General features: G+C 54.4%; 22 protein-coding genes and 2 tRNA genes. 11 read left to right on the top strand and 13 right to left on the bottom strand.

Features of this window, described 5'->3' with window-relative positions:
- Positions 1 to 38 precede the first annotated feature (38 nt).
- Positions 39 to 605 (top strand): cytochrome b, encoded by a 567-nt coding sequence (locus tag RTP97_RS00120; RefSeq protein WP_312409749.1) that lies wholly within the window; start codon positions 39 to 41, stop codon positions 603 to 605.
- Position 606: 1 nt separating this feature from the next.
- Positions 607 to 1,182 (top strand): YceI family protein, encoded by a 576-nt coding sequence (locus RTP97_RS00115; protein ID WP_238084310.1) that lies wholly within the window; start codon positions 607 to 609, stop codon positions 1,180 to 1,182.
- A 50-nt stretch (positions 1,183 to 1,232) separates the two neighbouring features.
- Here RTP97_RS00115 and RTP97_RS00110 read toward each other — a convergent pair whose 3' ends face one another.
- A complete protein-coding gene (locus tag RTP97_RS00110; RefSeq protein WP_312409747.1) occupies positions 1,233 to 2,282 on the bottom strand; it encodes a rhodanese-related sulfurtransferase in 1,050 nt (349 codons plus the stop codon).
- Between the two features lie 132 nt (positions 2,283 to 2,414).
- Between RTP97_RS00110 and RTP97_RS00105 the strand changes: the two genes are divergently transcribed.
- Positions 2,415 to 3,353, top strand: coding sequence for a Kdo(2)-lipid IV(A) acyltransferase (locus RTP97_RS00105; protein WP_312409746.1), 939 nt, complete (start codon positions 2,415 to 2,417; stop codon positions 3,351 to 3,353).
- 158 nt (positions 3,354 to 3,511) lie between these two features.
- Positions 3,512 to 3,886 carry a MysB family protein gene (locus RTP97_RS00100; RefSeq protein WP_312409744.1) on the top strand — a complete coding sequence of 125 codons (375 nt, stop codon included), beginning with the start codon at positions 3,512 to 3,514 and terminating at the stop codon, positions 3,884 to 3,886.
- Here RTP97_RS00100 and RTP97_RS00095 read toward each other — a convergent pair whose 3' ends face one another.
- From RTP97_RS00095 to mdoG, 3 genes are all read right to left on the bottom strand, one after another.
- Positions 3,887 to 4,114 carry a YceK/YidQ family lipoprotein gene (locus tag RTP97_RS00095; RefSeq protein WP_312210728.1) on the bottom strand — a complete coding sequence of 76 codons (228 nt, stop codon included), beginning with the start codon at positions 4,112 to 4,114 and terminating at the stop codon, positions 3,887 to 3,889.
- A gap of 124 nt (positions 4,115 to 4,238) precedes the next feature.
- Positions 4,239 to 6,746, bottom strand: a complete 2,508-nt coding sequence (gene mdoH, locus RTP97_RS00090; protein WP_312409743.1) for a glucans biosynthesis glucosyltransferase MdoH — start codon at positions 6,744 to 6,746, stop codon at positions 4,239 to 4,241.
- Entirely contained in the window at positions 6,739 to 8,274 is a 1,536-nt protein-coding gene (gene mdoG / locus RTP97_RS00085; RefSeq protein ID WP_312410080.1) for a glucans biosynthesis protein MdoG, read from the bottom strand. Before mdoG ends, mdoH begins: the two co-directional genes overlap by 8 nt.
- Positions 8,275 to 8,545: 271 nt before the next feature.
- Between mdoG and mdoC the strand changes: the two genes are divergently transcribed.
- On the top strand, positions 8,546 to 9,706 hold the full coding sequence (gene mdoC / locus RTP97_RS00080; protein ID WP_312409742.1) for a glucans biosynthesis protein MdoC: 1,161 nt from the start codon (positions 8,546 to 8,548) through the stop codon (positions 9,704 to 9,706).
- A gap of 2 nt (positions 9,707 to 9,708) precedes the next feature.
- Here mdoC and RTP97_RS00075 read toward each other — a convergent pair whose 3' ends face one another.
- The 5 genes from RTP97_RS00075 to csgB all read right to left on the bottom strand — a co-directional run bounded on the left by RTP97_RS00075 (position 9,709) and on the right by csgB (position 13,115).
- A complete protein-coding gene (locus tag RTP97_RS00075) occupies positions 9,709 to 11,196 on the bottom strand; it encodes a phospholipase D family protein (protein ID WP_409455916.1) in 1,488 nt (495 codons plus the stop codon).
- Positions 11,129 to 11,671: an O-acetyl-ADP-ribose deacetylase gene (gene ymdB / locus RTP97_RS00070; RefSeq protein ID WP_103819491.1), complete on the bottom strand. Its 543-nt coding sequence runs from the start codon at positions 11,669 to 11,671 to the stop codon at positions 11,129 to 11,131. The genes RTP97_RS00075 and ymdB overlap by 68 nt, the downstream gene beginning before the upstream one ends.
- A gap of 130 nt (positions 11,672 to 11,801) precedes the next feature.
- Entirely contained in the window at positions 11,802 to 12,125 is a 324-nt protein-coding gene (gene csgC / locus RTP97_RS00065; RefSeq protein ID WP_312409740.1) for a curli assembly chaperone CsgC, read from the bottom strand.
- A gap of 57 nt (positions 12,126 to 12,182) precedes the next feature.
- Complete coding sequence (gene csgA, locus RTP97_RS00060; RefSeq protein ID WP_312409738.1) at positions 12,183 to 12,617, bottom strand: curli major subunit CsgA; 435 nt, start codon at positions 12,615 to 12,617, stop codon at positions 12,183 to 12,185.
- A 42-nt stretch (positions 12,618 to 12,659) separates the two neighbouring features.
- Positions 12,660 to 13,115 (bottom strand): curli minor subunit CsgB, encoded by a 456-nt coding sequence (gene csgB / locus RTP97_RS00055; protein WP_312409736.1) that lies wholly within the window; start codon positions 13,113 to 13,115, stop codon positions 12,660 to 12,662.
- 754 nt (positions 13,116 to 13,869) lie between these two features.
- Here csgB and csgD point away from each other — a divergent pair.
- From csgD to csgG, 4 genes are read left to right on the top strand one after another with little or no spacing between them, the layout of a single operon-like run.
- The gene (gene csgD / locus RTP97_RS00050; RefSeq protein WP_042392665.1) at positions 13,870 to 14,520 is read left to right on the top strand and encodes a biofilm master transcriptional regulator CsgD; all 651 of its coding nucleotides are present in this window, start codon (positions 13,870 to 13,872) and stop codon (positions 14,518 to 14,520) included.
- A 4-nt stretch (positions 14,521 to 14,524) separates the two neighbouring features.
- Positions 14,525 to 14,914, top strand: a complete 390-nt coding sequence (csgE, locus tag RTP97_RS00045; RefSeq protein WP_312210716.1) for a curli production assembly/transport protein CsgE — start codon at positions 14,525 to 14,527, stop codon at positions 14,912 to 14,914.
- Positions 14,915 to 14,943: 29 nt separating this feature from the next.
- Positions 14,944 to 15,360 (top strand): curli production assembly/transport protein CsgF, encoded by a 417-nt coding sequence (csgF, locus tag RTP97_RS00040; RefSeq protein WP_312409733.1) that lies wholly within the window; start codon positions 14,944 to 14,946, stop codon positions 15,358 to 15,360.
- 33 nt (positions 15,361 to 15,393) lie between these two features.
- Positions 15,394 to 16,227, top strand: a complete 834-nt coding sequence (csgG, locus tag RTP97_RS00035) for a curli production assembly/transport protein CsgG (RefSeq protein ID WP_312228597.1) — start codon at positions 15,394 to 15,396, stop codon at positions 16,225 to 16,227.
- A gap of 13 nt (positions 16,228 to 16,240) precedes the next feature.
- On the opposite strand, the gene RTP97_RS00030 is transcribed toward csgG, so the two are convergent.
- The 4 genes from RTP97_RS00030 to ghrA all read right to left on the bottom strand — a co-directional run bounded on the left by RTP97_RS00030 (position 16,241) and on the right by ghrA (position 19,171).
- Positions 16,241 to 16,750: a DUF1097 domain-containing protein gene (locus RTP97_RS00030; RefSeq protein ID WP_312409732.1), complete on the bottom strand. Its 510-nt coding sequence runs from the start codon at positions 16,748 to 16,750 to the stop codon at positions 16,241 to 16,243.
- Positions 16,751 to 16,851: 101 nt separating this feature from the next.
- Complete coding sequence (locus RTP97_RS00025) at positions 16,852 to 17,406, bottom strand: molecular chaperone (protein ID WP_312210708.1); 555 nt, start codon at positions 17,404 to 17,406, stop codon at positions 16,852 to 16,854.
- A 19-nt stretch (positions 17,407 to 17,425) separates the two neighbouring features.
- On the bottom strand, positions 17,426 to 18,163 hold the full coding sequence (locus RTP97_RS00020) for a phosphatase (RefSeq protein ID WP_312409731.1): 738 nt from the start codon (positions 18,161 to 18,163) through the stop codon (positions 17,426 to 17,428).
- Between the two features lie 69 nt (positions 18,164 to 18,232).
- Entirely contained in the window at positions 18,233 to 19,171 is a 939-nt protein-coding gene (gene ghrA, locus RTP97_RS00015; protein ID WP_312409730.1) for a glyoxylate/hydroxypyruvate reductase GhrA, read from the bottom strand.
- A 242-nt stretch (positions 19,172 to 19,413) separates the two neighbouring features.
- Here ghrA and RTP97_RS00010 point away from each other — a divergent pair.
- Both RTP97_RS00010 and RTP97_RS00005 read left to right on the top strand, forming a co-directional pair.
- Positions 19,414 to 19,501 (top strand) — tRNA-Ser (locus RTP97_RS00010).
- 626 nt (positions 19,502 to 20,127) lie between these two features.
- Positions 20,128 to 20,215 (top strand) — tRNA-Ser (locus RTP97_RS00005).
- Positions 20,216 to 20,315: the final 100 nt, after the last annotated feature.

Here is a 20,315-nt window from a genome sequence, read left to right as displayed (position 1 = left end):
ATTTTAAGTTAACTTTATATTTGAGTATGGTTAACTTTATGCAACTGCGTAATTCTGCTCGCCGCTATGGCGCGGTCTCTATTGCGTTACACTGGCTAGTTGCCCTTGTGGTTTACGGCATGTTTGCCCTTGGCCTGTGGATGGTCACCCTGAGCTATTATGATGGCTGGTATCATCAGGCCCCGGAGCTGCATAAAAGCATTGGCGTGCTGCTGATGATGGGTCTGGTGGTTCGCCTGATCTGGCGTCATGTCTCACCGCCGCCTAAGGCGCTGGCCTCCTACTCCCGGCTTACCCATGTCGCCGCCGTTGCCGCGCATATCACTCTTTACGCCCTGCTGTTCGCCATTGTCATCAGCGGGTATCTGATCTCTACCGCCGACGGTCAACCCATCAGCGTGTTTGGCCTGTTTGAGCTCCCCGCTACCCTGACTGACGCGGGTGCGCAGGCCGATCTCGCGGGCACCCTACATCTGTGGCTGGCATGGAGCGTGGTCATTCTCTCGGTCCTGCACGCCCTGGCGGCCCTTAAACACCACTTTATTGATAAAGACGACACCCTCAAACGTATGCTGGGTAAATCGTCCCCTGACTCTGGAGCATAAGATGAAGAAAAACCTGCTGGCATTAACTTTCGGCGCGCTGCTGTTCACCACCGGTTCGGCAGTGGCTGCTGACTACAAAATTGATAAAGAGGGCCAGCACGCCTTCGTTAACTTCCGCATCCAGCACCTCGGCTACAGCTGGCTCTACGGCACCTTTAAAGATTTCGACGGGACCTTTACCTTTGACGAGCAGAATCCCGCCGCGGATAAGGTTAATGTCACCATCAATACCAACAGCGTTGACACCAACCACGCCGAGCGTGATAAGCACCTGCGCAGCGCGGATTTCCTTAACGTCGCGAAATTCCCGCAGGCGACCTTTGCCTCAACCGGCGTTAAGAAAGATGGCGACGAGCTGGATATCACCGGTAACCTGACCCTTAACGGCGTGACCAAGCCGGTTACTCTTGAGGCGAAGCTGATTGGTCAGGGTGACGATCCGTGGGGCGGCGTCCGCGCGGGCTTTGAGGCCGAGGGTAAAATCAAGCTGAAGGACTTCAACATCAACACCGATCTCGGTCCGGCATCGCAGGAAGTGGATCTGATTATCTCCGTTGAGGGCGTGCGCCAGAAATAACGCCGCCTTGTAGACGCTCTGCCGGGGAGTCCCCGGCAGGCTTATAACGCTTACTCCGGGTCCGGAATGCCGAGTTTGGTATTCAGTCGACCGCGGGATTTATTAAAGATCTTATTCCCGTTCTCACGCCCTGCCCGACGGCGACGCTGCTCCTCTTCCGGCAGCTCACGCTCCGTCTGGCACAGCTCGCTACAGCATCCCTTATACTTCTCCGCACATGACGGGCACTGAATAAACAGCAGGTGGCAGCCGTCGTTCAGGCAGTTGGTATGGCTATCGCACGGCGTGCCGCACTGGTGGCAGTGGGCAATCACATCCTCAGAGATTCGCTCCCCCATCCGCTCATCGAAAACAAAGTTTTTACCGATAAAGCGTACCGGCAGCCCCTGCTCCCGCGCCCGGCGGGCGTACTCAATGATACCGCCTTCGATATGCCACACCTTGTTAAAGCCGTTGTGCTTCATCCACGCGCTGGCCTTCTCACAGCGGATGCCGCCGGTGCAGTACATAACGATCTTTTTATCCTTATGCTCCTGCATCATCTCAACCGCTTTCGGCAGCTGCTCGCGGAAGGTATCCGCCGGGATCTCCAGCGCCTGCTCAAAATGCCCCACTTCGTACTCGTAGTGGTTACGCATATCGATAAAGATTGCGTCGGGATCGTCGAGCATGGCGTTAACGTCGGCGGCCTTGAGATACTCACCGACGTCGCTGGCGTCAAAGGTGGGATCGTCAATACCGTCAGCCACGATGCGGTCCCGCACCTTCATGCGCAATACCCAGAACGATTTGCCGTCGTCATCCAGAGCCACGTTCAGGCGCAGGCCGTCCAGCGCAGGATCAAAAGCGTAAAGACAGGCGCGCAGCGCATCGTACTGGCTCTCCGGGACGCTGATCTGGGCGTTAATACCCTCATGGGCCAGGTAGACGCGACCAAATACGTTCAGCGCGGTTAAGGCCTTGTATAATGCATCGCGTGTCGTCTGTGGATCGATAATGGTAAAGTATTGATAGAATGAGACAGTGATGCGCGGCTCGGTTTCAGCAAGCATACGCGCCTTCAGCTCCTCATTCGAAATGCGGTTGTGTAACACTGGCATGGTGTACGTTTCCTGCAATCGGTGAATGATCAATGAAAATCGGGCAGCATCATAAAGCAATTACTGTTAATTTACATCCCCGGCGTTTACGTTACATTTGCACACCAGAACGATTAAAAAGGAGAACAGGCGTTGGATAACAGGAAAGACCAAACGCATTTACCGCAATTTTCAGCAGCGTTGCTGCACCCTCGCTACTGGCTGACGTGGTTCGGCATAGGGATGTTATGGCTTATTGTCCAGCTGCCCTACCCGTTCCTCTACCGCCTGGGCTCGGGTCTGGGACGGCTGGCTATGCGTTTAATGAAGCGCCGGGTGCACGTTGCTACGCGCAACCTCGAGCTCTGTTTTCCTGACATGCCTCCTGACGAGCGTCACGCGCTGGTAGTAAAAAACTTTGAGTCTACCGGCATGGGCCTGCTGGAGACCGGTATGGCCTGGTTCTGGTCAGATAAACGTCTTGCCCGCTGGATGGAGGTGATTAATTTTGAGCCTGTCTACGAGCTGCAACGGCAAAAGCGCGGTATTTTGCTGATCGGCGTTCACTTTTTAACCCTGGAGCTGGGGGCGCGCATGTTTGGCATGCAGACGCCGGGCATTGGCGTTTATCGCCCCAACGATAATCCGGTGATCGACTGGCTGCAAACCTGGGGACGCCTGCGATCCAATAAAAGCATGCTCGATCGCAAAGATCTGAAAGGCATGGTGAAGGCGCTGAAGAGCGGTGAAGTTGTCTGGTACGCACCGGACCATGATTACGGCCCGCGTGCCAGCGTATTTGTGCCGCTGTTTGCCGTCGATCAGGCGGCCACCACCTCGGGAACCTGGATGCTCTCGCGTCTCTCTGGCGCAGCGCTGGTGCCCTTTGTCCCGCGCCGCAAACCGGACGGTAAAGGCTACGAGCTGGTGATGCTCGACCCTGAGCTGTCACCGCCGCTGGACGATGCCGAAACCACCGCCGCCTGGATGAACAAGATCGTCGAGAAGTGCATTCTGATGGCCCCTGAGCAGTACATGTGGCTGCATCGCCGCTTTAAAACTCGTCCCGAAGGCGTGCCGTCACGCTACTAACTTTTGATTCCCGTAACGCCGGATGGCGGCATAATGCCTTATCCGGCCTACGATCCCCATCGCCCACACCTGAATTATTTTCCCCGATCGTTCTTGTAAAATCTCAGATTCAACTATTCTTTCCCTGAACAACATGTCAATTTCACAGGGAGAAACCAATGACCATGTACGCCACGCTGGAAGAAGCCATTGATGCTGCTCGTGAAGAGTTTCTGGCCAACAGTCCTGAGCTAGACGAAGAGAGCGCCAACGTTCAGCAGTTTAATATGCAAAAGTATGTGCTACAGGATGGCGAGATCATGTGGCAGGTGGAATTTTTAGCCGACGAGGGCGAGGATGGGGAGTGCCTGCCATTATTGACCGGCGAAGCCGCGCAGAGCGTTTTTGACGGCGAGTTCGACGAGATTGAGCTGCGCCAGGAGTGGCTGGAAGAGAATACCCTCCACGAGTGGGATGAGGGTGAATACCAGCTCCAACCGCCGCTGGATACCGAAGAGGGTCGTACCGCAGCGGACGAGTGGGACGAGCGTTAATTACTCGTAGGGGCCGTGATGCGCATCAATCGGCAGCAGGAGCGTGTCAAAGACCAGCGAGAAAGGGAGATCCAGCACGGTGATGTAGCGCCACTTTGAGTCGCGTACGTCCCACTGTACGCCGGGGTAGTACTGGTTCCCATGTCCCTGCCCCGGAATAGTACGGCTGATGATACTGCCGCATCCGCTAAGTAGCATCGCCATGATCACCAGAGTGATTATCCGCATAGTTTATCCCATATAAAAATACCGGCTACTGGGCCGGTATTGCTTTTGCCGGGTGGCGCTACGCTTACCCGGCCTACTTACTCTGTAGGCCCGTGCAAGCGCAGCGCCGCCGGGCGTTGCAAACTTATTTCGTTTTCAGCGCGTCGTACTCACTAATCCACGATGAATAACGCTCCGGCGCGGACCAGACACGGTGGTGCAAACGTGACATTGTCACCGGATCGCTCAGCAGCACCAGACGACGGTCGCGGGAGAGTTTATCCGGCGTTTCGTTCAGCGCTTGCTCTACGTGGCGATCGCGGGCAATCTCCAACACCTGGCTTGCACGGTGACGGGCCGTTGCCATGGCGGTGGCCAGGGCGTTATACGACGGATTGAACACGGCGTGCATAAAGCCATTTTCCAGCGACCGTTCACGGTTCAGCGTCAGATACTTGTCAGTATCCACCAGCACCTGCGGCGGCGAGTACTCTTCCGGGATCAGGAACAGCTTCCAGCGTTTAGTCCGCAGGCCTACCGTTGCGCGGCTCGAAATCACCGAGACAAACGGGGAGAGGATCAGCGAGACGACAATCGGTGCCAGCCAGAACAGGAAGCGCAGATCCAGCCACGCCATGCCAATTGCCCAAACCAGACCAAGCAGCATCTGCGAGCCGTGACGCATAAACGCCTCGCCCCACGGGGTAGAATCATCGTCACGCTGCGGTGAGTTCCAGACCACTTCCCAGCCGAGGAAGGCGCTGACCACGAACACGGTGTGGAACAGCATACGTACCGGGGCCAGCAGCACAGAGAAGAGCACCTCCAGCAGCAGCGACGCCGTCACGCGCAGGAACCCGCCGTACTCTTTCGTGCCCTTGCACCAGATCAGGATGATACTCAGCAGCTTCGGCAGGAACAGCAGCACCATGGTCGAGGCAAAGAGCGCGATCGCCAGCTCCGGACGCCACTGCGGCCACACCGGGAACAGCTGACGCGGCTGCAGGAAGTACTGCGGCTCGGTCAGGGCGTGAACCACCTGCAGCGCCGTAGAGAGCGCGAGGAACATAAACCACAGCGGCGCAGAGAGGTAGGACATCACCCCGGTCAGGAACACGGCGCGGTGCACCGGGTGCATCCCTTTCACCAGGAACAACCGGAAGTTCATTAGGTTGCCATGACACCAGCGGCGGTCGCGTTTCAGCTCATCCAGCAGGTTCGGCGGCAGCTCCTCATAGGAGCCAGGCAGATCGTAGGCGATCCACACCCCCCAACCGGCGCGACGCATCAGAGCCGCCTCTACGAAGTCGTGGGAGAGGATAGAGCCAGCAAACGAGCCTTCGCCCGGCAGCGGGGCCAGCGCACAATGCTCGATAAACGGCTTCACGCGGATGATGGCGTTATGGCCCCAGTAGTGCGACTCCCCAAGCTGCCAGAAGTGCAGACCGGCGGTAAAGAGTGGCCCGTAAACGCGAGTAGCAAACTGCTGGCAGCGCGCATAAAGGGTATCCATACCGGAGGCGCGCGGCGAAGACTGGATAATCCCGGCGTTCGGGTTAGCCTCCATCAGACGCACCAGACCGCACAGGCAGTCACCAGTCATGACGGAATCCGCATCCAGCACTACCATGTAGCTATACTGGCTGCCCCAGCGGCGGCAGAAGTCGTCAATGTTACCGCTTTTACGCTTCACGCGACGGCGGCGACGGCGATAGAAAATCTGCCCTTCACCCTGCACCTCGGCAATCAGCTCCATCCACGCCTTTTGCTCTGCCACGCAGATATCAGGATTGTAGCTGTCGCTGAGAATATAGACGTCGAAGTGCTCGGCATTACCGGTGGCTTTCACCGACTCCCAGGTCGCACGCAGGCCAGCGAAAACGCGGTCAACGTCCTCATTACAGATCGGCATAATCAGCGCGGTGCGGTGCTGCGGATTAAGCGCCTCATCCCCCACCGTGGAGGCTGAAATGCTGTATTTATCACGGCCGATCAGCAGCTGAAGAAAGCCCATCAGCGCGGTCCAGAACCCGGCCGACACCCAGCAGAAGAGCACCGCAAAGAGGATCAGGATCCCCGTTTGCAGCACATAGGGCAGAAGCTGCATAGAGGAGACCAGCAGATCCTGCCCCATCATGTCTTCCGGGGCAATCAGCGCCCAGCCCTGATAGGGGAGAATGGTTTTCATGTACCAGGTCGCCACCACCGTCTGCGCGATGGTCAGCAACAGCAGAATGTAACGGCGGATAGAGCCCACCGTACGCCACTTCTGCTCGCTCGCCTGCTGCTCTTTAGTCAATCGCGACAGGTAGCGCGGCGGTACGTCGCGACCGCGCAGGCGATCCCAGAAACGGCCAATCGGGTTCGTACGCCACGGATCGGGGAACATAGAGGAGCGCTTCGCCTCGGGCATCGCCTTTAGCTGACTGCGTCCTTCATCGTCCTTAATCAGTTGCCCTTCCGCCAGCGAATCCGGCCAGGCGTGCTCAAGGCGCGCCTGAACTGAACCCAGCGGCGTGTCATCGTCCCGCTCATAGTGGCGATGCTCAGCGTCCAGCGCTTCGTGCACGGCACGCAGATCCGTTGTCGGCAGCGCCGCTTTCCCGTCAGCGGAAAGCGACAGCGCGTCGATATACTCAGTTGTCTTATTCATTGGCAGGTAGCTGATAGCTCCAGGTTTCACTCAGCGGCTGCTCGGCATTCACCAGCGCAGCACGCATATCGGTCGTCTTTTTCTGGTCTTTAACCTTAACGCGTAAGGTTAAACGCCATCCCTGAGTGACCGGGTTATAGCGCACAGCGTTTTCAACGATTTCACCATTATCACCGATGCTGACCTGGGCAGTAACAGGGGTATCCTGCGCCAGCTTTTTCATCTCTTCACCGGTGAAGTCGACGACAAACGCCAGGGTGCCGTCCGGCTGGCGGATCAGGTTGGACTGTTTGACATCACCGGTTGAGCGGCGCGTCTGCGTGACCCACGCGTTATCCGGGGCATGCAGTTTGTCTTCGTCGCGGCTAAAGGTGATGGTGTACTTAAAGTTCATCTCTTTACCGGCTTCCGGCAGCTGATCCGGCGTCCAGTAGGCCACGATGTTGTCGTTGGTCTCATCGTTGGTTGGGATCTCTACCAGCTCGATTTTCCCTTTGCCCCACTCGCCTTTCGGTGTGACCCAGGCGCTCGGACGCAGATCGTAGCGATCGTCGATATCTTCGAAGCGATTAAACTCGCGGCCACGCTGCAGCAGACCAAAGCCCTGCGGGTTCTCCATGGCATAGCTGCTCACGGCCAGGTGTTTCGGGTTGTTTAGCGGACGCCAGATCCACTCCCCGTTACCGGCATGCATTGAGAGGCCGTTGGAGTCGTGCAGCTCCGGGCGGAAGTTGGTCGCCGGTGACGGCTGGTTTGGCCCAAAGAGGAACATACTGGTCAGCGGGGCGACGCCCAGCTTACCGACCTTATCGCGCAGGTAAACTTTAGATTGCACGTCCACTACGGTGTCACGGCCCGGGATCACCACAAACCGGTAGGCTCCGGTCGCGCGCGGTGAATCCAGCAGGGCATAGATAGTCAGGCGTTTGTCGGTGGGTTTCGGGCGTTCAACCCAGAATTCGCGGAAGTGCGGGAACTCTTCGCCGGACGGCAGCGCCGTGTCGATGGCCAGGCCGCGGGCGGAGAGACCGTAAACCTGCCCGGCACCGATCACGCGGAAGTAGCTCGCCCCCAGCATGCTGACAATTTCATCGTTCTTGTCTTTGCTGTTGATAGGATAGAGAACCTTGAAGCCGGCAAAGCCTAAATCTTTGACCGTGTCCTTATCGTGCTGGACGTTGCCAAAGTTGAAATAGTCCGGACTGTACTTGATCTTATGCACCGCCGTCGCCGTCACTTCATTGACGGTTACCGGCAGGTCGAAGTACATACCCTGGTGGTAGAACTCAAGCTTAAATGGGGTTTTAACGTTGTTCCAATACGCTTTGTCGTGATTGAATTGAATCTGCTGATAGTCCGCGTATTTCATGTCACGGAAGACAGAGGGCAGGTTGCTTTTCGGGGCTTCATAGCCTTTTGCGGCTAACGACTGCGCCTGTTTTGCCACGTCATCGATGTTAAAGGCCCAACCCGATGAAGAGTACAGGGATAACAGCACCGCTGCGCCTAACCAACGCATTTTCATCACTTGTAGATTATGTTTCATAATAACTAAGCACTTCCCCCTTTGTGTGCTTAAATCGATCCGATCTATTTTAATGGTATTTCAGGCAATCCGACAACTTAATCCCCGCTTTGTTCAGCCGCTGGCTCAGTGGATAAGCAAATAAAAGCAACACCTTGCCAATTGCGCGTTTATCCTGGAGACAGGCCGCCACGCTTAGTGTAGGGTTGCCAACGAATGTAATCATAACTGGCCTTAGGGATAAGGCGATAAGTCTGATATTGCACGGAGTGATATGAGTAAAATACCCGCACAGCGCGAATACTTTCTGGATTCCATTCGCGCGTGGCTGATGCTGTTAGGCATCCCCTTTCATATCTCATTAATCTACTCAAGCCACGTCTGGCACGTGAACAGCGCTACGCCTTCGTGGTGGCTGACCCTGTTTAACGACTTTATCCACGCTTTCCGGATGCAGGTCTTCTTTGTTATCTCGGGCTACTTCTCTTATATGCTCTATCTGCGCTATCCCTTGAAGCGCTGGTGGAAAGTACGCGTTGAGCGCGTGGGCATCCCTATGCTGACCGCTATCCCGCTGTTAACGCTGCCGCAGTTCCTGTTGCTTCAGCACGTTAAAGGCAAGGCTGACAGCTGGCACACCCTCTCCCTCTATGACAAGTATAATACCTTAGTATGGGATCTGGTTTCCCACCTCTGGTTTTTACTGGTGCTGGTAGTGCTGACTACGCTGGGACTGGTGCTGTTCCGTAAGCTCAAACAGGCGGTAGCGGCGGATCCGGACGCGCTGCTAAACCAGCTTACCCTGCCAAAGCTAACGCTGCTGTTTCTTCTGCTTGGCGTGCTGTATGCCGCGCTGCGCCGCACCCTGTTAGTTCTCTATCCGCCGATCCTCAGCGACGGCCTGTTTAACTTTGCCGTTATGCAGACCCTGTTCTATCTGCCGTTTTTTGTGCTGGGAGCACTAACCTTTATTACGCCTCGGCTCAAGGCGCTCTTCACTACGCCGTCGTGGGGCTGCACCCTGGGCGCAGCGCTGGCCTTTGTGGCCTATCTGCTGAACCAGCGCTACGGCAGCGGCGATGCATGGATGTATGAGACGGAGAGCGTGATTACTATGGTGATGGGGCTGTGGATGGTGAACGTGGTCTTTTCCCTCGGGCACCGGCTGCTTAACTTCCAGTCGTCGCGAGTAACCTACTTCGTCAACGCATCGCTCTTTATCTACCTGGTGCACCATCCGCTGACGCTGCTCTTTGGCGCATGGATCACTCCGCATATTCACTCGAATACGCTGGGCTTTATCTGCGGGCTGATCTTTGTGGTGGGCTGTGCCGTTGCACTCTATGAGGTGCATCTGCGCATTCCGCTGCTGCGTTTTCTCTTCTCCGGCAAGCCTGAGGTGAGCAAAGCGCAGCCGAAACAGGTGCAAAACTAGCGTTAAAGGAGCCACTCTACCGGCAGCCGGGAGGCTAATCGCACCAGCATTCGCTGCCAGAAACGTGTTTTAGGCTCCTTCTTTAATACCTGCTCCTGACCGTCCTTGGTGTCGATCCAGTTAATTCGCCCCCAGCGGTCAAGGCGCAGCTCCCAGGCAGCATCGCGCTGGCTCTGCTGAAAACGTTTATGGATCACCTGCGCCAGCGGCTGGCTCTCAATCACGAAACCCATTTCGGTGTTGAGCATGGCCGAACGGGGATCGAAATTAAACGAGCCGATAAACACCTTTGCCCCATCAATGCTAAAGGTTTTAGCATGCAGGCTGGAGCCGGAGTTACCCGTCAGGCCGCGATCGTGAATATGTCGGCCACCTTCCCGGGTGGGTTTTAGCTCATATAAGGCGACGCCGTGGCGCAGCAGCTTTTTACGCCAGCGCGCATAGCCCGCGTGTACCACCGCCACATCGTTCGCCGCCAGCGAGTTAGTAAGAATGGCGATTTTCACCCCTTTGCGTACCATCTGCAGCAGCTGCGCTACCCCGGCGCGGGTCGGAACAAAATAGGCAGAGATGATATCAATCTGCTCCTGCGGCATCCCCATCACCTTCACCAGACGCTGCGGCAGCAGGGTATGTTCGCGCGCCCTGCCCTGTCCCTTGCGCGGGTCGTCGCTCAGCAAGCGAGTTTTGGCCCACAGCATAGGCAGCGTTCCCGCCTCCAGGCGGGTAGAGAACTGGGTGGTTTCAAGCTTGGAGAGGTAGCGCCGTGCCGTCTCATCGTTGTACCAGGACTCGGGCACCTGAATATGTCCGTCGATATCGTCATCTTTAATATCGAGCACTTTCTCAAGCGTGGAAACCGACTGGCAGGTCCAGTAGCGTTCAAAGTCTGCCACCACGTCGCTCACCACCGGGCCGATCGCCAGCACGTCAAGATCGGAGAAGAGCGGCTGCTCCCCGGCGCCAAAGTAGGCGTCGCCAATATTTCTGCCGCCCACAATGGTAACTTCACCATCGGCGGTAAAGCTTTTATTGTGCATCCGTCGGTTAAGGCGCGCAAAGTCAGTAAGGTAGCCCAGCGACCTGAAGAGGCGAAACGAGAAAGGGTTAAACAGACGAACGTCGATATGGTCATGGGCATTTAGCTTGCGCAGAATATCATCCAGCCCCTGGGTGTTGTTATCGTCCAGCAACAGGCGGATCGTTACGCCCCGCCGGGCCGCTTTAAGCAGCTGGGAGAGCAGCAGCCGCCCGGACATATCGTCTTCCCAGATATAGTACTGAATGTCCAGGGTACGCTCAGCCATCTCAATCAGCCGATAGCGTGCAGCAAAGGCGTCAAGGCTATTGTCCAGCGCCAGAATGCCGCACGCATCGGGATGGGCCGCCCGGGCAGGGGCGATAGCGCGCCCCAGCCGCGTATTATGCGTCTGGTTCGTCACCCTGCTGGGTGAGGAGTCGTTGATAAAGCCGGGCATTTTCATCGTCATAACAGACAAAGTATACCTGACCAATCGACGGATGCCGGGTTAGATAATCCGAAACCGTAGCGACAGCGATCTCCGCTGCGGCAGGTTTAGGGAAACCGTAGATGCCGGTGCTGATTGCCGGAAACGCCACCGAGTGATAACCGTTGGCCTCTGCCAGCTTCAGGCTATTACGGTAGGCATCTTCCAGCAGGCGTTGCTCATGATCCTCACCGCCGCGCCAGATTGGCCCTACGGTATGGATCACTGCCTTCGCCGGTAGTGCCCCGGCAAGGGTGATCACCGCATGGCCCGGCGGACACTCGCCCTGCTGCTCCCGCACGGCTTTACAGGCGGCCAGCAGCGCTGGCCCGGCGGCGCGATGGATAGCGCCATCGACGCCGCCCCCACCCATTAAGGAGGGGTTAGCCGCATTAACAATGACATCTACCTGTAACGTGGTGATGTCACCCTGAATAACCTCCATACGCGATTGCATATTTGCCTCTCTTATCTCATCGCTTTCAACTAAGTGTATAGCAGGGTGTGGCAGGCGGGAGAAATTACACGGCGTTCGGTCAGACAGTATAGCGATCCAGCAGGTTGATTTTACACTGAATATTGTTGCTTTATTGCTCAGCTGGCCACTGCTGCACGAGGTGCAAGGCATCTCCGTCGGTCACCGTCACGACAACTTTGACCGTATCTTTTGGCGAGATATTCATGCTCAGGCGCGCAAGTTTGGTCGGCTGGTTAGCTTGCAGGGTGAGGGTTTTTCGCTGCTGGGTATTGCTCTGCCCGCTTACGCCCGCGTGTACGGTGAGGATCTGGATTTGGCAAACGCAGGGCTGGGTAACAACGACCTGGGGGGTAATGGTATAGATATCCTGTTGGCGCTCGGTCAGAAACGTAATCTGGCTGGCCAGGGCGGCAACTAAGAGAAAGGGGTGCATGGCGGCCTCCTGATAAAAAAACAGGGCCGAAGCCCTGTTTTTTCGCACCAGATAGAATTAGTACTGGTTAGCCGTTGCGTTGTTGCCGTAGCCAACCTGACGTACTTCTACGTAAGACTGAGACGCGGTCTGGTTAACCAGCGCGCCGTTAGCGGTACCGTATTGACGTACGTCGATATCAGAGTGGCGGCTGTTCCACTGGTCGACAGTGGCATTGTTACGAGAGCCGTTCTGGGACAGGCTGATAGAGCTGTCATCAGAACCCTGGCCTACGTCTGCGGCGTTACGTGAGCCATGCTGAGTCACGGTCAGATCGGAGTCACGAGCATCGGTCTGCAGAGCCAGTGCGGAGTTATTGCTGCCGTACTGGAAAATGCTTAATTCAGAGTTCGGGCCGCCGAAGCTGCCGCCACCATATTGACCAACGGAACCTGCGAAAGCGCTGCCGGAAATAACGATCGCTGCCAATGCTGCCACTTTAATGAATTTCATGGTTAACTCCCATCGGATTGATATATTAGTTTCACAACGGATTTAGCGTTGAATAACGCGAATAGCCATTTGTGATTGCCTCTGCACTACAACTGCCGTTTTTTGCGTACCATACTGAGTAATATTCGCTTTGTTACCCGAACCTTTCTGAATAATCATTGCGGTATTACCGTATGCACCTTGCGTTATACTCGCGTCATTGACACTGCCTGACTGATCTATATACGCAAAGTTATAGGCTCCTGCCTGATCGATCTTTGCCCGGTTACTCGCCCCTTCCTGGGAGATAACAGCGTGCATTTTAGATCCATCCTGACGTAGCTGGGCGCTATTATTGGTACCGTCCTGGCCAATTATCGCAGCCTGATTGTAAGACGTTTTGCTCAATTCATTTACCGCAAAGTTATATTCTGACATGGCCAGATCATAACTTGACGCGGCGGCTATCCCAGGCGCACCCAGCATTGTTAACACCATAATCAACGTTCTGTTTTTCATGTTGTCACCTGGACCTGGAGTATTTTCACTGATAAATATTGTGCTCCGCTGTTATTAACGTATTTTTACATCCGTTAACGCTGCGTTACGGAAAAGAGTATGTAACGGTAAATATTAATAATATCTCACCCGGCAGTGGTATTTTTATCTATATGTTCACCTTAAAGTGCTAACGTCCTAAAAAATAGCCAGATGATGCATAAAATAAATTTTGCGACAGAAGTTTGGTACAGGTTTGAGCGTTATAACAACCGGAACTGAGTTATGCCCTGGTAGCAGCCACATACGGGTACGCATAAAAATTTTGTGGTTTTGCGATCACCAAGGCAACTTTTTTCACCCCTACCCTGATTTTGATAACGCAAGTTCATAAAATTTAGCAGCATAAAAAAATCAAAATCTTGTAAATGAACATATATTCCTTTTAAAAACAGCAAGTTAAAATAATTTGTATGATTTTTAAATCTGATGCAAAAGCATTAATTTGTACAACTTTTCCATGAAATTTATACATCAAATAATCTGTAATATTACATTTTAAAATTTACTTTTACATTTTGTTACATGTTTAACACTTGATTTAAGATTGGTAATGGCTAGATTGAAATCAGCAGTATGTTTGAGTTTTTGTTAAATTTCGCCCTTAGGGCTCACTCTTATTGATTACACACAGCAGTGCAACATCTGTCAGTACTTCTGGATACCCAGTAAGACCTGGGGAAAAAGACAGGTGTACCAACAAGCGGGGTTTATTATGTTTAATGAAGTCCAGAGTTTTCAAAGTCAATCTATTCTCTTGATTACTAAACCTTCTCTACAGGCTGCTGCCTTGCTGCAGCATCTGAAACAGTCCCTCTCTCTTTCGGGGAAAGTGCATAATATTCAACGTTCTCTGGATGATATATCGCCCGGAAGCGTGATTCTGTTCGACATGATGGAGGCAGATAAAAAGCTGATCCATTACTGGCAGGACAATTTAGGCAGGAAAAACAATGCAGTTAAGCTGTTATTGCTGAATACGCCGGACGAGTACCCGTTCCGTGACATAGAGAGCTGGCCGCACATCAACGGCGTTTTCTATGTGACGGAAGATCAGTCCCGTGTTGTTGATGGTCTTCTCAGCGTACAGCGCGGCGAGTGCTACTTCTCCCAGAAGCTGGCAAGCTACCTCATTACCCACTCCGGTAACTACCGTTACAACAGCTCCGAAGCCGCGCTGCTCACGCACCGGGAGAAGGAGATCCTTAATAAATTGCGAATTGGTGCATCGAATAATGAGATTGCCCGCTCGCTGTTTATTAGTGAAAATACGGTAAAAACCCATCTCTACAATCTTTTCAAAAAGATATCCGTAAAAAATCGTACACAGGCTGTCTCCTGGGCTAACGATAACCTCAGGCGATAATCTCATGAAACGGTTCGTTGCATGGTTTGCAGCCGCAGGTCTCCTGCTGGCTGCCGGGAACCTGCGCGCTGTCGAAGTGGAAGTTCCCGGATTGCTGACCGATCGTACGGTCTCTTCTGTTGGACACGATTTTTATCGTGCTTTTAGTGATAAATGGGAAAGCAGTTATACAGGGAACCTGAGCATCAATGAACGTCCCAGCGCACGGTGGGGAAGCTGGATAACCATTACGGTCAATCAGGACGTAATATTCCAGACGTTTTTATTTCCTACCAAACGCGACTTTGACAACAACGTCAACGCCGCGATAGCGCAAACCCAGGAAGCACTGGATCGCCGGCAGATCGATCAAGCATTGCTTGGTACTGGCGATTTAGCGCGAGATGAATTCTAAAACACGATAAATTTCTTTCGGAGGCTCACATGCGTATTGCCTGTGCCGTAGTCACGCTTTTGCTTGTCTCGCCATCAATATGGGCTGGAAATATGACCTTTCAGTTTCGCAATCCTAATTTTGGTGGCAACCCCAATAACGGCGCGTTTTTATTAAATAGCGCCCAGGCACAAAACTCCTATAAAGATCCGGATTATGACGATACTTACGGAATAGAAACACCCTCAGCGCTGGATAACTTTACCCAGGCAATTCAGTCTCAGGTACTGGGAGGATTACTGACCAATATCAATACTGGCAAGCCGGGAAGAATGATCACCAGTGATTTTATTGTTGATATCGCGAATAACGACGGACAACTTCAGCTCAACGTAACAGATCGAAAAACCGGGAAAACATCCACTATAGAGGTGTCGGGTTTACAAAGTGGTTCAACCGACTTTTAAAGCACAGCTACCGTTTTTACAGGAATAATAATTATGCAGCGCTTACTCACCATGCTGGCTGTCTGTTTACTCAGCGGATGCTTAACGGCACCACCGAAAGAAGCAGCCAAACCAACATTAATGCCTCGGGCCCAGAGTTATCAAGATTTAACCCATCTGCCGATGCCAACCGGTAAGATATTTGTCTCTGTTTATAATATTCAGGATGAAACCGGACAGTTTAAAGCCTATCCGGCGAGTAACTTCTCCACCGCCGTTCCGCAGAGCGCCACGTCTATGCTGGTTACGGCGCTGAAGGATTCACGCTGGTTTATTCCGCTTGAGCGTCAGGGACTGCAGAACCTGCTTAACGAGCGGAAGATCATTCGTGCGGCGCAGGAGAACGGCACGGTGGCGGTTAATAACCGCTTCCCGCTTCAGTCGCTGACCGCAGCTAACGTGATGGTCGAAGGCTCGATTATCGGCTATGAGAGCAACGTGAAGTCCGGTGGAGTGGGTGCACGTTACTTTGGCATCGGTGCCGACACCCAGTACCAGCTTGACCAGGTCGCGGTTAACCTGCGCGTGGTCAACGTGAGTACCGGGGAGATCCTGTCGTCGGTCAATACCAGCAAGACGATCCTCTCCTATGAGGTGCAGGCCGGGGTGTTCCGCTTCATTGACTACCAGCGTCTGCTGGAGGGTGAGGTCGGCTTTACCGCGAACGAACCCGTCATGCTGTGTCTGATGTCAGCGATTGAAACCGGGGTGATTTACCTGATCAACGATGGTATCGATCGCGGACTGTGGGATCTGCAAAACAAGGCAGAGAGTGAAGATCCGATTCTGGTGAAATACCGCCATATGGCGACGCCGCCAGAGTCGTAATCGCTCCTGAGCACTATCGAAGCGTGGCGGACTCCTCCGCCACGCTTTTTTTTGTACTGCCACTGGCTGCTCTTTCGCGCCAGCTCGCCAGCCACAGACCGCTATTCTTCATCGCGTAACCAAACAGTAAGCCGACGGCCAGCGACGGGACGACGGTTCGCCAGTCGCCCTGCCCGGCAAAGGTGGCACAGGCGCCGATAAAGGTGCCGGGAACAAAGGAGAGTAATAGACTCTTTGCCTGGATGCACATCAGGAAGGCTACGACGCCAGTGAGCAAATAGCTGACAATGCTCAAATGTGGGCTTAATGCGCTGCCATAAATAATCACCTGAGCCCAGGCTACGCCGCTCATTACCGTAAAGGCGGAGATCAGTAGCCCTTTAATCCCACCCTGCGGGCATGCGAAATAGGCCGTACAGCCAAGGAAACCCGCCCAGCTCAGCAGGCCCAGTGAGACGGCAACCCAGCCCCAAAGGCCGGAGAGAATGCCCGTTGTTAATGCAATTGAGAAGAGTATGTTCATGGCGCGCATCTTAGCAGAAGCGCATCATTGAAATGAGATCGCCAGCACGTTATTTGCAAGCTGGCGATTATTGTTACATTGTTATTGTGATTTGAATCACATTACTCTGCGGACTCTTCCTCAAGCTCATCCCACATGGCGGCGATAGCATCTCGGGTGAGCGATGCCATGGTGCGCCAGAAGGGAGTCACAGCGTGGGCTTCAACCTTGCCAAGGAACGTTCCGCACCAGGGCAGCAGGTAGTCGGCAAACAGCGTCTCCAGGGCCTCACTCTCATCCTCCGCAGCATTATCCTCCAGCCAGGAGGCAGCCAGCAGCAGAGTACCAAAATGATCCGCTGGCACATCGGTCAGCGGCATACCCCGGGCGGCCAAAAATGCTCTGACCTCTGCCTCGTTTGCCCCCTCCTGCCACGCATGGCGATATGGCGCAACGCTGCACTCGTCGCCGATGAACAGATTGTGGTAATCCGTCACCAGAGCGGGATCGTCGACGCTCTTTTGCAGCCGGGCAAGCAGCTCATCCTGCTCCAGCGGCCAGTTTGCTGCCAGCTTGCCCTCGCGGATCAGCGTATAGAGCGGGGCTAAAAGCGGATCCTCAGGCTGGCGGTAGTAGAGTGAGCCAAGCACGCGGCAGAGGATTGAAAACTCGTTCATTATAGGTTCCGTTAAAAAATTAAAGTTCAGCAAACTCGGCAATCGGCGGCATTCCGCGCGATTCAAGGAAGTTTAACAGGCGGCGCGGCGAGACGTTAAGGATCCGATCTTCGGGAAAATCGACGTCATTCAGCACCTTGCGACACTCGGTAAAATCACCCAGCGAAAAGGCGGTATGCGAGTCGGATCCTAATGCCACCCAGCCTCCGGCATCACGCACGGCAGCGGCGATAGCCCGGCAGTTCGCCTCGCTGCCCTTGCGCGAGTGGAGGAAGGAGGAGTTATTGATCTCCAGCGCGACATTATACTTCGCTGCCGCTGCGGCAATGGCTGGTATATCGACAGGATACTTCGGATTGCCCGGATGGCTGATGATATGCACGTTACCGCTGGCCATGGTAGCAATCATCGCCTCGGTGTTCGTCGCCTGGTCCTGCGGCGCGAATACCGGCTCATGGAAGCCAGCAATGATGAGATCCAACGCGGGCAGCATCGGCCCGGTGCAGTCAATCTCACCGGCGGTATTTTTGATGTTGGCCTCAATACCGCGCAGGATCCCTACCCCATCCACCAGCCGCGGCCAGATACGCATGTTCACGAAGTGCCAGTAGTGCGGCGCATCGGCCATATCGGGGCCGTGATCGGTGATAGCAAACAGCTTAAGACCTTTGCTTTTGGCAATCGCAATATAGTCGTGGAGGGTGCTGTAAGCGTGGGTGCTGGCGACGGTATGCATGTGCAGGTCAACGGGGTACATGACGCTCTCCTCTGTTAATAATGCGCAAGGATAACAGGAATTATTACCCTTTTTAATGAAAACCCGGTGCTAGTAGCCGCGGATCCGGTCAACCTGTCCGGTTACCGTTTCGCCCTGCTCCAGCTTTGTGATGGTCCGGGCAATATAGTCGATAGCCTCATTCGGGCGCGTCACGGCGGCAATGTGTGGGGTCATCGCCACGCGGGGATGCGCCCATAGCGGGCTGCTGGCCGGGAGAGGCTCTTTGCTAAAGACGTCCAGCATGGCTCCTTTCATTTTGCCGCTATCGAGCGCCTTGAGGAGATCTTCCTCAACGACATGCACGCCGCGCGCAAGGTTGAGTAGATAAGCGTTATCCGCCAGCTGGTTCAGCAGCGCCAGGTTAATAATGCCCTGGGTCTCTGGGGTATTAGGCAGAAGGTTAATCAAGACGCGGGTTCCTTTAAGGAAATTCCCCAGCTCGGCTTCGCCAGCAAAGCTCTCAACGCCGGGCCAGGATTTGCGGCTACGACTCCAGCAGCGCAGCGGAAAGCCCCATGCCTGAAGGCTTTCAGCTACTTTCGACCCCAGCACGCCTGCGCCAAGAATGCCGATAGTAAAGTCTTCGCGCGGGTACTCTTCCAGCTCCTGCCAGCGGGCCTGCTGTTTTTGCGCCTGGTAATCATCAAATCGTCGGAACCAGTGCAGTACCTGGCTCACGGCATACTCCTGCATCTGCAACGCCATGCCAGTGTCTTCGAGGCGGAACAGCGGAATGGATTCAGGCAGCATATCCGGGTTGGCGTTAAGCTGGCTAAGAATGGAGTCCACGCCTGCGCCGAGGGCAAAGACGGCTTTCAGTTTGCGGCCCTGCAACATTTCTACCGGAGGATGCCAGACCAGCGCATAGTCGGCGGGTTCGTTATCGCCCGGCTTCCATTCACGGACTCGTGAATGGGGAAGTGCCTGGGAGAGTTTCTCCAGCCAAAATTGCGTATCGAAAGACGGGTGATAGAAGATGATATCCATACTGACTCCAGATGCGATCGTGCTTTGGTTTAGTTGAATTGTTATCTATTGATGAGGATAACAAATTTGTTCTGCGCTCAGGGATAAAGGTTACTGATGATAAAAAAAACAGTTCCTGGATATTTAGAAAGCACGTTGCTTGAAGTTTGTCTAAACGCGCTAAATTATTGAAAAAGAGGATTGACGGAGGGAGCGGATTTCCCTACATTAGCGCCGTCCCAGCGATGCTGGGAAGACAATATGGTGAGGTGTCCGAGTGGCTGAAGGAGCACGCCTGGAAAGTGTGTATACGGCAACGTATCGGGGGTTCGAATCCCCCCCTCACCGCCATATTTCAGATAAGAGCCTGTACGTAAGTACGGGCTTTTTTCTTTTATATTCTCGCTACGGGGGGATAAGAACCTCCGGCCGGGGTTCGACAACGGGCAACTGCCCGTTGGACAGACCGTGAGCACAGCGAGCGGGCTGCCCGGAGGGCGAGCGAAGCGAGTCAATCCCCCCCCTCACCGCCATATTTCAGATAAGAGCCTGTACGTAAGTACGGGCTTTTTTCTTTTATATTCTCGCTACGGGGGGATGAGAACCTCCGACCGGGGTTCGACAACGGGCAACTGCCCGTTGGACAGACCGGGAGCACAGCGAGCGGGCTGCCCGACACAAAAACGCCGGGAGCGTTTTTGAACAACGCCTGCGTTGGCCCCGAAGGGGCGAGGCCCATGGATGGGCCGAGTAACGGCGAGCGAAGCGAGTCAATCCCCCCCGGTAGTGAGCAGCACTCCGCCCCTGATCCCCCGGTGGCGCTCTGCTTACCGGGGCTACGGTTTGTGCCCTTCTGGTGCATTTGCTCACGGCTTAACCGAACGCACGTTAAAGCAGAAAATAAGCTTGACCGTTTTAGCGCAACTCCCTATAGTAGCGCCCCGTTGCCCCCGAGAGGAAGGCAGCAAAAACAATACGGTGAGGTGTCCGAGTGGCTGAAGGAGCACGCCTGGAAAGTGTGTATACGGCAACGTATCGAGGGTTCGAACCCCTCTCTCACCGCCACATTTAAAGAAGAGCTCGCATGCAAATGCGGGCTTTTTTTTCGCCTGTGACCCGTCCTGAATAGCGTTGACACATTTTACTCATACACTGAGGAAAATGT

Source organism: Pseudescherichia sp. (assembly GCF_031998825.1).
Taxonomy (GTDB): Bacteria; Pseudomonadota; Gammaproteobacteria; order Enterobacterales; family Enterobacteriaceae; genus Pseudescherichia.
This window is presented reverse-complemented; position numbering and strand designations above follow the sequence as displayed.

Bases quoted from the DNA above. Each gene is read 5' to 3' on its own strand.
- csgC (WP_312409740.1), bottom strand. From the start codon at position 12,125: ATGCACCCCTTTCTCTTAGTTGCCGCCCTGGCCAGCCAGATTACGTTT.
- ymdB (WP_103819491.1), bottom strand. From the start codon at position 11,671: ATGCAATCGCGTATGGAGGTTATTCAGGGTGACATCACCACGTTACAG.
- RTP97_RS00110 (WP_312409747.1), bottom strand. From the start codon at position 2,282: ATGCCAGTGTTACACAACCGCATTTCGAATGAGGAGCTGAAGGCGCGT.
- csgF (WP_312409733.1), top strand. From the start codon at position 14,944: ATGCGTATTGCCTGTGCCGTAGTCACGCTTTTGCTTGTCTCGCCATCA.
- mdoC (WP_312409742.1), top strand. From the start codon at position 8,546: ATGAGTAAAATACCCGCACAGCGCGAATACTTTCTGGATTCCATTCGC.
- csgB (WP_312409736.1), bottom strand. From the start codon at position 13,115: ATGAAAAACAGAACGTTGATTATGGTGTTAACAATGCTGGGTGCGCCT.
- csgD (WP_042392665.1), top strand. From the start codon at position 13,870: ATGTTTAATGAAGTCCAGAGTTTTCAAAGTCAATCTATTCTCTTGATT.
- ghrA (WP_312409730.1), bottom strand. From the start codon at position 19,171: ATGGATATCATCTTCTATCACCCGTCTTTCGATACGCAATTTTGGCTG.
- RTP97_RS00120 (WP_312409749.1), top strand. From the start codon at position 39: ATGCAACTGCGTAATTCTGCTCGCCGCTATGGCGCGGTCTCTATTGCG.
- mdoH (WP_312409743.1), bottom strand. From the start codon at position 6,746: ATGAATAAGACAACTGAGTATATCGACGCGCTGTCGCTTTCCGCTGAC.
- RTP97_RS00030 (WP_312409732.1), bottom strand. From the start codon at position 16,750: ATGAACATACTCTTCTCAATTGCATTAACAACGGGCATTCTCTCCGGC.
- csgG (WP_312228597.1), top strand. From the start codon at position 15,394: ATGCAGCGCTTACTCACCATGCTGGCTGTCTGTTTACTCAGCGGATGC.
- RTP97_RS00100 (WP_312409744.1), top strand. From the start codon at position 3,512: ATGACCATGTACGCCACGCTGGAAGAAGCCATTGATGCTGCTCGTGAA.
- RTP97_RS00020 (WP_312409731.1), bottom strand. From the start codon at position 18,163: ATGTACCCCGTTGACCTGCACATGCATACCGTCGCCAGCACCCACGCT.
- csgA (WP_312409738.1), bottom strand. From the start codon at position 12,617: ATGAAATTCATTAAAGTGGCAGCATTGGCAGCGATCGTTATTTCCGGC.
- RTP97_RS00095 (WP_312210728.1), bottom strand. From the start codon at position 4,114: ATGCGGATAATCACTCTGGTGATCATGGCGATGCTACTTAGCGGATGC.
- csgE (WP_312210716.1), top strand. From the start codon at position 14,525: ATGAAACGGTTCGTTGCATGGTTTGCAGCCGCAGGTCTCCTGCTGGCT.
- RTP97_RS00025 (WP_312210708.1), bottom strand. From the start codon at position 17,406: ATGAACGAGTTTTCAATCCTCTGCCGCGTGCTTGGCTCACTCTACTAC.
- RTP97_RS00115 (WP_238084310.1), top strand. From the start codon at position 607: ATGAAGAAAAACCTGCTGGCATTAACTTTCGGCGCGCTGCTGTTCACC.
- RTP97_RS00075 (WP_409455916.1), bottom strand. From the start codon at position 11,196: ATGACGATGAAAATGCCCGGCTTTATCAACGACTCCTCACCCAGCAGG.